This window comes from Ensifer sp. VA4 (genome assembly GCF_055710065.1).
In genome coordinates this window covers 169,977-182,192 of the sequence record NZ_JBVQPO010000001.1, presented here as the reverse complement: position 1 = coordinate 182,192, position 12,216 = coordinate 169,977, and the positions used below count along the sequence as shown (strand labels likewise).

Sequence of the window (12,216 nt, the reverse complement as noted above, 5' to 3'; positions counted from 1 at the left end):
GGGCGCGAATTTATTGACGGCGAAAGCCGCGCGCGTCAATTGCCGCGGCAATCGTATCGGCATCCTTAAGCGTCAGGATGATGAGCGGGCCGATGATCGTGAACGGTCTGACGGGCAGGCCGCGGGCGCGATGGGCCTCGCGGATCGCCTCGTAGCGCGCAAAGATATCTGGGACGAAGCGCAGCACGAGCCCCAGCGCCAGGCTGACATCCGCCGCCCGCACCAAGCCCAGCCTTTCGAGCGGCGTCAGCAGGATGGTGACTTCGTCCATGAAGGCGCTGATCGTCGTCGTTGCCGTGACTGTGGCGGCGAACAGCACCAGCGCCATCAGGCGCAATGTCAAAGCCGCGACCTCGGCAACCGGCAGGAGAACGAGGTTGACGGCAGCCAGGAAGAAGATCGTCAGGAAGACGAAGCCGACACGTTTGAACGCCTCCCTCGGCGAGAGCCCGACGGACAGATAGAGGCCGGTGGCAATGACGAAGGCGATTGCCTGATGCGCGAGCGACGAGCTGAGGAAAAGCACGATGCTCAGCATCAGGAGCGCAATGAGCTTCAATCTCACCGGCAGGCGGTGCAGCAGGCTATCGCCCTCGATGTGCAGGCTCGTCAGCATCCGGCGATCTCGTGGTAGTGGCGGATCGTCTCGTGTGGGTTGCCGTCGGCGGCAAGCCGACCCTCGTGGAAGAGCAGCAGCCGGTCAACGTTCTCGACGAGCGCGAGATCGTGGGTGATCACCACCGTATCCTCCGGCAATTCATCGATTGCGGCGGCCACCCGGCGCCGGTTCCTGAGGTCGAGCTGGTTCGTCGGCTCGTCGAGGATGAGGATCTTCGGGTCGGTGACGACGACGCTCGCCATGGCGACGAGCTGGGTCTCGCCACCCGAAAGCTCATGCACCCGCCGGCGCGCCAGATGTTCGATGCCGAAGCGCGACAGCGCACCTTGCATGCGGCGATCGATTTCCTCGCGCGAAAGGCCGCGGTTCTTCAAGCCGAAGGCAATGTCCTCGGCAACGATGGGCATGATGAGCTGGTGCTGCGGGTTCTGGAAGATGAAGCCGGCTTCGGAAAGCACGGCGCGATCGTCCTCGACCGTATTCAGCCCGTTGACTGTCACTCGGCCCGCGGAAGGCTTGACCAGGCCATTGATCAGCCGGGCGAACGTGGTCTTGCCGGAACCGTTGAGGCCGATGATGCCGACGCGTCTCTCGCCGAGCGTGAGGGTCAGGGGGTGCAACGCTACCCGCTCGCCGAAGCGGACCGCGCAATCGGTAAAGCGGATGTCCATTCCGTCCTCGCTGTCTTCGGCTCGCGCCGTTTTCGGGTTGCTCTATAGGCCAAGTCCGACAACAAGGGCAATGCGCGTGATCTGCCTGGTACCGCGTTTGAATTATGGGAATAAAAGCCTATTCTTGTCGCCATGACGATTCGCCTTTCCAACAGCGACGCCCGTCGCATCTTCCTCGCCAAGCAGGGCCTTTCCGGTGCGCCGAACCGTGCACTCGGCAAGGAAGGACTGCTCAAACTCATCCACGACATCGGTTTCGTGCAGGTGGACAGCATCGCCACGGTCGAGCGCGCCCATCATCAGATCCTGTTTGCCCGCAACCAGACCTATCGGCGCGAGCATCTGACCGCGCTTCTGGAAGACGACCGCGATCTGTTCGAACACTGGACCCACGACGCCTCGATCATTCCGAGCAGCTTCTTCCGCTATTGGAAGCATCGCTTCAAATGGGAGGGCGAGACGATTGTCGAGCGCTGGCGGAAATGGCGCGGCGAAGGCTTCGAAAAGGGCTGCGACGAGACCTATCAGCGCATCGCCGAGGGCGGACCGGTGCTCGCCCGCGACCTCAAGGAAGCCGAACACGAATCCGGTGGCTGGTGGAACTGGCATCCCTCGAAGACGGCGCTCGAAGTGCTCTGGCGCACGGGCAAGCTGGCGATCGCAAGGCGCGAGAACTTCCAGAAGGTCTATGATCTGACCGAGCGGGTGATCCCGCCGCATCATCAGGATGGCGACGTCAGCCACCAAGAATTCATCGACTGGGCTTGCCGCAGCGCGCTCGAGCGTCTGGGCTTTGCGACCCATGGCGAGATCGCTGCCTTCTGGGATCTGGTGTCTCCTGATGAAGCCAAGGCCTGGGTTGCCGAGCATCGCGACGAGCTCGATGAAGTTTCGATCGAGGCGATCGATGGTGGGCGCCCGCGCGCCGCTTTTGCCTTCGCCGGTTTTCCGGACACGCTGGGTGATATTCCCGAACCGCCAGGCCGTGTCCGGGTGCTCAGCCCCTTCGACCCGCTGCTGCGCGACCGCAACCGCACGGAGCGCCTGTTCGGCTTCTTCTATCGCATCGAGATCTTCGTGCCCGAAGCCAAGCGCGAATATGGCTACTACGTCTTTCCCTTGATCGAAGGCGATCGGATGATCGGCCGCATCGACATGAAGGCGGACCGCAAGCGCGGCAGCCTCGACGTCCGCAAGCTCTGGCTCGAGAAGGGCGTCCGGGCGTCGGCGGGCCGCCTGGAACGCATCGATGCGGAGCTCGACCGTGTAGCCCGTTTTGCAGGCGTCGATCGAATCGAGCGCCTCGAAGGCTGGAACGCGTCACTTTAGATCATGATGACTTTTTGGTCGCACCGACCAGCAAGTCATCGAGATCGTCTCTCATCGGTCAGAGCGGGATGCGGGCGGACAACCGCACACACTTTTCCTCATCCCGTCCTAAGTGAGATTTTCCTTGGCTTGAACCCGCGGCCTTCCTAAATGGAGGCCATAGATATCTTGATGCGGGAGCGCGCCACCATGAACACCGATCTGATGAGCCTCTTCGATGCCGACGAGGCAACGATCCGCAAGGTTCTCTCGGAGACGCTCGCCGCTGCCGACGACGGCGAACTGTTCCTCGAGCATGCCCAGGCCGAGGTGCTGTCCTTCGATAATGGTCGCCTCAAGGGCGGCAGCTTCAATACCGACCAGGGCTTCGGCCTGCGCGCCGTCGCCGGCGAGGCGGTCGGCTATGCCCATGCCGGCGAGCTTACCCTGTCTGCCCTCCGTCGAGCCTCCGACGCGGTGGCGCAGGTAACGCGCGGTTACGCCGGCACCTATGCCGCAGCGCCGCAGCGTACCAACAAGAAGCTCTATGGCGACGAAAACCCGATCGGCGAGCCGAGCTTCGAGGCGAAGGTTGCGCTCCTGCAGGAGATCGACGCCTATCTGCGCGCCAAGGATCCGAAGGTTCGCCAGGTCACCGCCTCGATCGCGGCAAGCTGGCAGGTCGTCGATATCCTCCGGGCCGACGGCCACCGCGTCCACGACATCCGGCCGATGACGCGCATCAACATTTCCGTCGTCGCCGGCGACGGCGACCGGCAGGAGAGCGGCTCTTTCGGCACCGGCGGACGCCGCGGCTTCGGCGATTTCGTCACCGAGGAAAACTGGAAGACGGGCGCCGACGAGGCGCTGCGCCAGGCCCTGGTCAATCTCGAAGCGATCGATGCGCCGGCCGGCACCATGGACGTGGTGCTGGCATCCGGCTGGCCGGGCGTCATGCTGCACGAAGCGGTCGGCCATGGCCTCGAAGGTGATTTCAACCGCAAGAAGACCTCGGCCTTTGCCGGCCTTATGGGTGAACAGGTCGCGGCCAAGGGCGTGACCGTCGTCGACGACGGGACCATAGAGGCGCGTCGTGGCTCCATTTCCATCGACGACGAAGGTACGCCGTCCGGCTACAACGTGCTGATCGAGGACGGCAGGCTCGTCGGCTATATGCAGGATCGCCAAAACGCCCGGCTGATGGGCATGCAGCCCACCGGCAACGGCCGCCGCCAGGGCTACGCCCATGTGCCGATGCCGCGCATGACCAACACCTACATGCTCTCCGGCGACCGGACGCCCGAGGAAATCATCGCCTCGGTCAAGAAGGGCATCTATGCTGTCTCCTTCGGCGGCGGCCAGGTGGACATCACCTCCGGCAAGTTCGTCTTCGGCTGCACCGAGGCCTATCTGATCGAGAACGGCAAGATCGGCGCGCCGGTGAAAGGCGCCATGCTGATCGGCAATGGCCCGGACGCGATGAAGCGGGTGACGATGGTCGGCAACGATACCAAGCTCGACACCGGCATCGGCAATTGCGGCAAGGCCGGCCAATGGGTGCCCGTCGGTGTCGGCCAGCCGCATCTGCGCATGGACCAGATCACCGTCGGCGGCACGCAGGCGTAATGATCTTCGTTGTCGCGGACCGAGGGGAAAGGACGGGCCCATGCACAAGATCGCGGTTAGACCTTTTGAGCCATCGGACGTTGATGCGGTCATCGGCGTCATTCTGCCGATTCAGCGCGAAGAGTTCGGGATCGTGATCACGGCTGACGAACAGCCGGATTTGCACGTTATCCCGGACTTCTATCAGACCGGCCGTGGCGGCTTCTGGGTGGCGACTGCCGACGACAGGATTGTCGGCACGGTGGGTCTCAAGGATATTGGCGCCGGTAATGCGGCCTTGCGCAAGATGTTCGTCGCCGCAGAGTTTCGCGGCCGCGAGTTTGGCGTCGCGCCGCTGTTGCTCGAAACGCTCCTCCGGCATGCCGCAGACGCCGGCATCTCCGCCGTCTTCCTCGGAACGACCGACAAGTTCCTGGCCGCGCATCGTTTTTACGAGAAGAACGGCTTTACCGAGATCAACCGCAATGCGTTGCCAAGAACGTTTCCGCTGATGGCGGTCGACAGCAAGTTCTACGTCCGCCGCCTCGGCGCATAACCTTTGTTGCCGCTCAGCCGCGTGACGGCAGCATCATGCAGTCGTAGGAGCGCTGCTTGAGCGCATCGCAGGCGGCCGCTGCCGCGTCCCGACTCGAAAAGCCGACGAAGCGGGCGCGGTAGACCGCATTGGCGCCCTTGCCGACAGCTTCGGTATAGGGCGTGGCTCCTGCGAGCGGAGCGCCCGCTTCGGAGCGCGCCTGGGCAAGCAGCATGCGCGCCGCCTCGGCCGACGGTGCAGCTGAAATCTGGATCTGCCAGCCGCCGGATACGGGCGTCGCCGCGGTATTTTCGATCTCGGCGACCTCGGTCGGCCGTTCCGCGGGGATCGCCGTCGCGGATGTCGCTGCGATGAGCGCCGCAACGGAATCCTGCTTGGCGCGCTGTGGCGCGGCGTAGGGCATCGGCGCTTCGGCTGTCGCTACGGATGCCACGTCCACCGCACTTTCGACCGGCTTGCCACCGCGCGCCGATGCCACGAGCTGCCGCCCGCCCTTTGCCGCCTTGCCGACATGGCGATCGAGAAGCGCGGCCATCTTGGCATCGCGGCTGCGCGCCGTTCTGCCGCCGAGCACGACGCCGACCACCCGGCGATTGCCGTCCTTGACGGCGCTGACGATGTTGAAGCCGGAAGCGTTGGTATAGCCGGTCTTGATGCCGTCCATGCCCTCGTAGCGATACATCAGGTTGTTGTGGCCGCGAAGCTTGCGGCCGTGGAAACGGAAGCTCTCGGTTGCAAAGAGCCGGTACTCTTTGGGAAAGTCGCGTATCAGCGCGACGGCCAGCGTCGACATTTCCCGTGCCGTCGTCACCTGCTTGCTCGCCGGCAAGCCCGAGGCGTTGACAAAGACCGTCTTGCTCATGCCGAGCTGCCGTGCCTTGGCGGTCATCATCCGAGCGAAATTGGCTTCAGAACCTCCGAGTTTTTCCGCCATGGTCGCTGCCGCATCGTTCGCCGAGCGCACGATCATGCCGAGCACCGCCTCGCGGACCGTGATCGTCATGCCGGGCTTGAGGCCGAGGCGCGTCGGCGGTTTGGCCGCCGCCGCCTTCGAGACCTTGATCTTGCTGTCCCAGGAGAGTTCTCCACGCTTGAGCGCCTCGAAGGCCAAGTAGACCGTCATCATCTTGGTCAGCGAAGCCGGGTGGTTGAGGACGTCAGGATTTTCTGCCGAGAGAACCTTGCCCGTGCGCGCGTCGAGCACCAGCGACGCACTCCCGGCGATCGCCGTTGCCGACCCAAGCGCGAATGCGAAGGTCGCCAACAGGAGGCAGCGCAAAGTTTTCATGTCGATCCCCGTCGAAAGAGCGCCGTTAGTCACGGGCGCGATGCTGTTTCGTTTTGTGACAAGATCCGTGTCTTTGCTGCAACTTTAGGGCGGACTGGGACAGTCCTAGCCCGTTTTCGAGTCTGTGGTAAATGGGCGATAAATGTCTTCTCATTCAACAAGGTTTAACGCCCTCGTCGTTAACCTTGAGCCCGCAGAGCACGACGCTCTGGCGCCGCACGAGGGAACATGGGGCCGACCACCAAGAACACGATCAGGACGATTGTTCGCCGTGCCGCGATTGCCGGCGGGCTGGAGGTCGCCGGCGGGCTGAGCCGCGCCGGGCTGATGGCTGGCGCGCGCGGGCAGGGCGCCATCTTCACGCTGCACCATGTCCGGCCAAAGCTCGCGCGTGCCTTCGATCCCAACGGTCATCTGGAAGTCACCCCGGAATTCCTCGACGCGACACTGACGACGCTGAAGCGCGACGGCAATCGTTTCGTCACGCTCGAACAGTTGCCCGATGCGCTGGCCGCGGGGAGCGGGCCGATCGCCTGTTTCACGCTCGATGACGGCTACCGCAACAATCTCGAGCATGCACTGCCCGTGTTCGAGCGCCATCAGGCGCCCTTCACAGTCTTCGTCACCGGCGGCTTCATCGACCGTACCCATACGCTCTGGTGGGAAACGCTTGCCGACGTGCTCGCGGTGAGCGAGACGCTGCGCTTCGACTTCGGCTCAGGAATGGAGGCGCTAGAGGCCCGTACGACGGCGGAGAAACAGGCGGTCTTCGGCCGCGTCGCAGCCTACATCCATAGCCATGACGAGGCGAAGGCGATTGCGTCGCTGAATGCCGCCGCGCTCCAGCGCGGCATCGATCCGAAGGCAATAACCGACCGGCTGACCTTGGATGAGACGGGGCTGCGGCGGCTGATCGAAAGCCCGCTGGCAAGCCTCGGTGCCCACACGATCAGCCACCGGTCGGTCGCCCGTCTCTCCGACGCCGAGGCAAGGCGGGAAATTGGCGAGTCAGCACAACGCATCGAGGCCATTACCGGCCGCCGGCCCCTAACTTTTGCTTATCCCTATGGCGACGCACCGGCGGTCTCGCCGCGCGATCATCGGATCGTCGCCGATCTCGGTTTCACTCTCGCGGTCACGACCCAACCCGGTACGCTGGTCGCACGAGCCCACTCCCGGCCTCATGCGCTGCCACGTATTTCGCTGAATGGTCATTTTCAGCGGGCCCGTTACGTCTCGGCACTGGCCTCGGGCATTCCCTTTCGCCTACAGCGCCGCACGTCCTATTAGACGTGCAAAGAGCGCTGTAGCGGGTCCTTCAATCGGCTACGATCAGAGGAAACATGCAGTAACGGGCGCCTGAACGGCGGCCAATCACGGATACATTCGTACCTTTTCCCAGCCGCCCTCGGGTGCTGCCCGGCGGAATTCCAGCCGGTCATGCAGACGGAACGGGCGATCGTGCCAGAATTCGATCGAAGTCGGGCGGATACGGAAACCGGACCAGTAGCTCGGACGCGGAATTTCGCCGAGCGCGTAGCGGGCGGTGTATTCGGCTACGGCTTTTTCCAGCGCGAAACGGCTTTCAAGCGGGCGTGACTGTTTCGATGCCCAGGCGCCGATGCGGCTGCCGCGCGGCCGGCTCTTGAAATATTCATCCGCCTCTTCGTCGGTCACGATCTCGACCGGACCGCGCACGCGCACCTGCCGCCTCAGGGACTTCCAGTGAAAGCACATGGCCGCCTTGCGGGCGCCAAGGATTTCCTGGCCCTTCTGGCTCTCGAAATTCGTGTAGAAAACGAAGCCGCGCTCGTCGAAGCCCTTCAGCAGGACCATGCGGACATTCGGCAATCCGTCGCTGTCGACGGTGGCGAGAGCGACCGCATTCGGGTCGTTGATTTCGCTGCCTTCCGCGTCCTTCAGCCATGTGCCAAACAGGGAAAAGGGTTCATTTGATTCGGTGAAGTCACCGCTTGTTAACTCATTCGCCGCCATATTGCGTTCCAATGCCGTGATGTCTGGCGCGGAAATGCTTCGGGATGAGCCCGACCTGTATTTCCGCATCGAAAATGTCGGAGCCTGTATGTTGACCTTGTCGAGAAACGTGCGGCTCCAGCGAGTCTGACAGGATTGCCGTGCAAGACATAGCAAAGTGGATCGACGCCAAGAAGGGGTATTCCTTCGCCTTGCTGCGTAGCGCGGCAATTTGCCTGCCGGTCCTGGCGCTGTCCGGCTGCATGGGCGCGGGGCTCGATCTCTTCGGCAGCAGCGTCGACCGCACGGTCTCCACCGGTACCGTTCCCGTTGCCAAGACCTCCGATGGCCTCTCCGATGCCGTGATGGTTCGCAATGCCGTGACCTCGGCGGAACTGGGCGGCGGCATGATCAACCCGATCCCCTGGGCCAATGCGACTTCGGGCAGTGCCGGTGTCATCAGCAGCATTCAGGAAGACCGCGCGAGCGGCATGCTCTGCCGCCGCTTCACCACGACGCGCCATTCCTATGAGGGTATCGCAAAGTTCGACGGCAGCACGTGCCAGGGCGGCGATGGCGCCTGGTATCTGACGAGCTTCGGCCCGCGCGACTGAGACAAAGCTCGGAAATCGGCGATTAACCACAATTCTCTAAAGGTGCGAACGATCGTCCTTGGCGCTCATTCCAGTGCCGGCGGCGCCGCTGCGGCTAACCACTATTTAGCAAGTTCTCCGGATCATCGATGCCCAGTGGACGGGCGACAACGACGCCTTCAATCGGGGCATGAGGCGGGCGTCAGGGAGAGGCCGCCGATCAGAGAAGATGGTAGAAGCCATGCGTGATCCCTATGTGATCCTCGGTGTCCGGCGCAATGCCGGCCAGGACGAAATCAAGGCGGCCTGGCGTTCGCTGGCAAAGGCCGTGCATCCGGACCATAATCAGGACGATCCCACCGCGGCCGAGCGCTTTGCCGAGGCAGGCAAGGCCTACGAACTTCTGCGCGACCCGAAGCTCAGGAGCCGCTACGACTATGCACGCCGTGAGGCCGAGCTTCGTCGCATGGAGGCGATGAAGGCAAAGATGCGCGGTAACGTGCAGGAGGAGCCGCCTGTCGACGCGGAGACGGCCGAGGACGCCATCTCGCAGATTTTTGGTGCGGAGGCGCGGGCCAAGTCGGCCCGGCCGTCACCGAAGCCCGCGTCGAACCCGTCGCCCAAGCCTACACCGAAACCGGCCGCGGCGAAGGAACCGGAGCGGCCTGCTCAGACCACCGAGGCAAAGTCTCAACCCGCGGCCGAGGTGCAGCAAGAAACCGCAGCCAAGGTGGATTCGCCGTTCATGCAGCGCGCCGCAGCGCCCGCAGCCGAACTCGTCGCAGCCATCGTCCGGCGCATCCGCGGCCGTGCCGCGAAGACCGCGGAGAAGGTGCCCGACCTGACCGTCGATCTGGCTGTCAGCATCGAGGATCTGATCAATCGCCAGCGTCTGACGGTCGAACTTCCGGATGGCGAGAGCCTGAAGGTTCAAATACCTCCGGGTGCCGTCGACGGCCAGGCCATTCGCCTTGCCGAACAGGGCTATCGCGTCACCGGCATGAGTCGTGGCGACGTGGTTGTTACGCTTCGGGTCGATCAGGGTGGCGCTTTCCGCACCCGCGGTCTCGACCTGCTGACGACCTTGTCGATCGATCTCCAGGGCGCCGTTCTCGGTTGCGAGGAGCGCATCGAGACGCCGGTCGGCCCGGTGACCGTCGTCGTGCCTGCCTGGTCCGGGTCGGACAAGACCATCCGCCTCACCGGCCAAGGCCTGCCTGGAAGCTACGGCACCCGCGGCGACCTCCTGGTCGAGCTGCGGCTGGTTCTGAATGACACGCCGGATGAGAAGGTGACCGATCTGATGAAGTCGCAGCGCGACGGACTCTATTTGTGATGGCCCATTTGTGACAGTTCTCTGACACTTTGAACCAATATTACGGGGACTAACAGTTCCTGATGTCGGCCGCGCTTGAACCACTCCGGCGGCTATGCCATAGGCAATTCTCGACATTTTGCCGCACCCGTTCCGGCGGTGCGTCTGCGACATTTGTGAACTTCGGCAACGGCGCCGGCCGTTGCTGGAAATAGTATTGGGGACTTTACCATGGCTCAGGCATCCGGTCTGATGAAGGGCAAACGCGGCGTCATCATGGGCGTTGCAAACAACCGTTCCATCGCATGGGGCATTGCCAAGGCCATCCACGCGCAGGGTGGTGAAGTTGCGCTGACCTATCAGGGCGACGCACTCAAGAAGCGTGTCGAGCCGCTGCTCGCCGAGATCGACGGCTTCATGGCCGGCCATTGCGACGTCAGCGACGAAGCCAGCATCGACGCCGTCTTCGACACGCTCGAAAAGCACTGGGGCAAGATCGATTTCGTCGTTCACGCGATCGGTTTCTCCGACAAGGACGAACTGACCGGCCGCTACGTCGATACCTCGCCCGAGAACTTCGCCAAGACGATGCAGATCTCGGTCTACTCGTTCACCTCGGTCGCCCGTCGCGCTGAAAAGCTGATGACCGATGGCGGCTCGATGCTGACCCTGACCTACTACGGCGCCGAAAAGGTCATGCCGAACTACAACGTCATGGGCGTCGCGAAGGCTGCGCTCGAAGCGAGCGTGAAGTATCTCGCGGTGGACCTCGGTCCGAAGAACATCCGCGTCAACGCGATTTCGGCCGGCCCGATCAAGACGCTGGCTGCCTCCGGCATCGGCGACTTCCGCTATATCCTCAAGTGGAACGAATACAACGCGCCGCTGCGCCGGACCGTAACGATCGAAGAAGTCGGTGATGTTGGCCTCTACATGCTCTCCGACCTGTCGCGTTCGGTTACCGGTGAAGTCCACCATGCCGACAGCGGCTACCATGTCGTCGGCATGAAGGCCGTGGACGCGCCCGATATCTCCGTGATCAAGGACTGACCGAACCTCCACGACGGGTTCGGTCGACGGCCTTCTGCCCGGAGACATGTTGTGCTGATCTATATGATCCGTCACGGACAGACTGACTGGAATGCCGAAAGCCGGCTCCAGGGGCAGAAGGACATCCCGCTCAATGATTTCGGTCGCCAGCAGGCGACCGGCAATGGCGCAGCACTTGCCGCTATCCTCGGCGCCGACGCCGTGCATTTCGACTTCGTCGCGAGCCCGCTTGGCCGCACGCGCGAGACCATGGAGCGCGTGAGGCTGGCGATGGGGCTCGATCCCACCGCCTACCGGACAGACGAACGGCTGAAGGAAGTTTCCTTCGGCGACTGGGAAGGGCACACTCTTCCAGAACTCAAGCGTTCGGCGCCGCAAAGAATCGCTGAACGGCGCGCGGTGAAATGGGACTTCATTCCGCCGGGACCCGATGCCGAGAGTTATGAGATTCTGTCCTGGCGCGTTGCCGCCTGGCTCAAGGATGTGACGAAGCCGACCGTGTGCGTCAGCCACGGCGGCGTCATCCGATCGCTTTTCAAGCTCTTTGGGGAAATGGAGGCCGAGGAGGCTGCGTCTGCGGCGATCCCGCAGGATCGCCTCCTGCGCATTTCCGGCGGGACCATTGGCTGGATCTGACCGCTGAAATGAAGGAGCCGCCCCGGAGGACGGGTGGATCTTGGTCTTTTTTACTGCACGATTTCGAGGTCGTTGATGACCCGTTTGCCATCGACTTCCGTGTAGAAGACCAGAACCTTCACGCCTGCCTTCAGGCCCTCGAAATTGAACTCTTCAGGTGCCTGGTAGCTCTTGCCGTCATCGAGCTGGAGGCTGAGGCGCTCGGTATCGACACCCGTAATGGTAGCTTCCACGTCGGCGCTTTCCGCAAGAGCGGATAAAGGCGAAAGCAAGCCGGCGGTGGCCATGAGCGCGGCAATGACAAAACGCATCTTTCTTGCCCTCTTCAACGATTCTGCGAACATCCCTCTCATCACCCTTGGCCCCCGATTGTGGCAAAAATTGCCTTGTAGCTTGGCTTTTGGCCGTCAGGCCCCGGTTTTTTGACGGGCCTTTCGACGCCGGAACACTGAACGGCGACACCGCTTTTTTCAAGCGGGTGGGCGCCGAAGTCCGGGAGGCGGAATGCCGATTTCCCCATGAATCATAGGGTTTTCCAAGGAATTGTGACGAAAGCCAATCTTAAGAATCGCTCGCTACCTTTGGTTGGGGATCGAGGGGA

Annotated in this window: 13 protein-coding genes; 8 read left to right on the top strand and 5 right to left on the bottom strand. The window is 62.8% G+C overall.

Going from position 1 to position 12,216, the window contains the following annotated elements:
* Window positions 1–10 precede the first annotated feature (10 nt).
* Both AC0C6X_RS00940 and AC0C6X_RS00935 read right to left on the bottom strand, forming a co-directional pair.
* The gene (locus AC0C6X_RS00940; protein WP_472951391.1) at window positions 11–616 is read right to left on the bottom strand and encodes a CbiQ family ECF transporter T component; all 606 of its coding nucleotides are present in this window, start codon (window positions 614–616) and stop codon (window positions 11–13) included.
* Window positions 610–1,290, bottom strand: a complete 681-nt coding sequence (locus AC0C6X_RS00935; protein WP_247957981.1) for an energy-coupling factor ABC transporter ATP-binding protein — start codon at window positions 1,288–1,290, stop codon at window positions 610–612. Before AC0C6X_RS00935 ends, AC0C6X_RS00940 begins: the two co-directional genes overlap by 7 nt.
* A gap of 132 nt (window positions 1,291–1,422) precedes the next feature.
* Between AC0C6X_RS00935 and AC0C6X_RS00930 the strand changes: the two genes are divergently transcribed.
* The 3 genes from AC0C6X_RS00930 (at window position 1,423) to AC0C6X_RS00920 (ending at window position 4,759) form a co-directional block, all read left to right on the top strand.
* Window positions 1,423–2,619, top strand: coding sequence for a winged helix-turn-helix domain-containing protein (locus AC0C6X_RS00930; protein ID WP_472951389.1), 1,197 nt, complete (start codon window positions 1,423–1,425; stop codon window positions 2,617–2,619).
* Window positions 2,620–2,808: 189 nt separating this feature from the next.
* Entirely contained in the window at window positions 2,809–4,224 is a 1,416-nt protein-coding gene (gene tldD, locus AC0C6X_RS00925) for a metalloprotease TldD (RefSeq protein ID WP_472951387.1), read from the top strand.
* A 40-nt stretch (window positions 4,225–4,264) separates the two neighbouring features.
* Window positions 4,265–4,759 (top strand): GNAT family N-acetyltransferase, encoded by a 495-nt coding sequence (locus tag AC0C6X_RS00920; protein ID WP_173515820.1) that lies wholly within the window; start codon window positions 4,265–4,267, stop codon window positions 4,757–4,759.
* Window positions 4,760–4,772: 13 nt separating this feature from the next.
* On the opposite strand, the gene AC0C6X_RS00915 is transcribed toward AC0C6X_RS00920, so the two are convergent.
* Window positions 4,773–6,047, bottom strand: a complete 1,275-nt coding sequence (locus tag AC0C6X_RS00915; RefSeq protein ID WP_472951385.1) for a serine hydrolase — start codon at window positions 6,045–6,047, stop codon at window positions 4,773–4,775.
* Between the two features lie 228 nt (window positions 6,048–6,275).
* On the opposite strand from AC0C6X_RS00915, the gene AC0C6X_RS00910 reads away from it, so the two are divergent.
* The gene (locus AC0C6X_RS00910) at window positions 6,276–7,337 is read left to right on the top strand and encodes a polysaccharide deacetylase family protein (protein WP_472951383.1); all 1,062 of its coding nucleotides are present in this window, start codon (window positions 6,276–6,278) and stop codon (window positions 7,335–7,337) included.
* A gap of 84 nt (window positions 7,338–7,421) precedes the next feature.
* On the opposite strand, the gene pdxH is transcribed toward AC0C6X_RS00910, so the two are convergent.
* The gene (pdxH, locus tag AC0C6X_RS00905; RefSeq protein WP_173515823.1) at window positions 7,422–8,111 is read right to left on the bottom strand and encodes a pyridoxamine 5'-phosphate oxidase; all 690 of its coding nucleotides are present in this window, start codon (window positions 8,109–8,111) and stop codon (window positions 7,422–7,424) included.
* Between the two features lie 71 nt (window positions 8,112–8,182).
* On the opposite strand from pdxH, the gene AC0C6X_RS00900 reads away from it, so the two are divergent.
* From AC0C6X_RS00900 to AC0C6X_RS00885, 4 genes are all read left to right on the top strand, one after another.
* The gene (locus tag AC0C6X_RS00900) at window positions 8,183–8,635 is read left to right on the top strand and encodes an RT0821/Lpp0805 family surface protein (RefSeq protein WP_173515824.1); all 453 of its coding nucleotides are present in this window, start codon (window positions 8,183–8,185) and stop codon (window positions 8,633–8,635) included.
* 208 nt (window positions 8,636–8,843) lie between these two features.
* Window positions 8,844–9,950, top strand: a complete 1,107-nt coding sequence (locus AC0C6X_RS00895; protein WP_173515825.1) for a DnaJ C-terminal domain-containing protein — start codon at window positions 8,844–8,846, stop codon at window positions 9,948–9,950.
* A gap of 210 nt (window positions 9,951–10,160) precedes the next feature.
* Window positions 10,161–10,979, top strand: coding sequence for an enoyl-ACP reductase FabI (fabI, locus tag AC0C6X_RS00890; protein WP_113537991.1), 819 nt, complete (start codon window positions 10,161–10,163; stop codon window positions 10,977–10,979).
* Between the two features lie 51 nt (window positions 10,980–11,030).
* A complete protein-coding gene (locus AC0C6X_RS00885; protein ID WP_173515826.1) occupies window positions 11,031–11,615 on the top strand; it encodes a histidine phosphatase family protein in 585 nt (194 codons plus the stop codon).
* A gap of 50 nt (window positions 11,616–11,665) precedes the next feature.
* Here AC0C6X_RS00885 and AC0C6X_RS00880 read toward each other — a convergent pair whose 3' ends face one another.
* On the bottom strand, window positions 11,666–11,926 hold the full coding sequence (locus AC0C6X_RS00880; RefSeq protein WP_113538088.1) for a DUF1344 domain-containing protein: 261 nt from the start codon (window positions 11,924–11,926) through the stop codon (window positions 11,666–11,668).
* Between the last annotated feature and the right edge of the window lie 290 nt (window positions 11,927–12,216).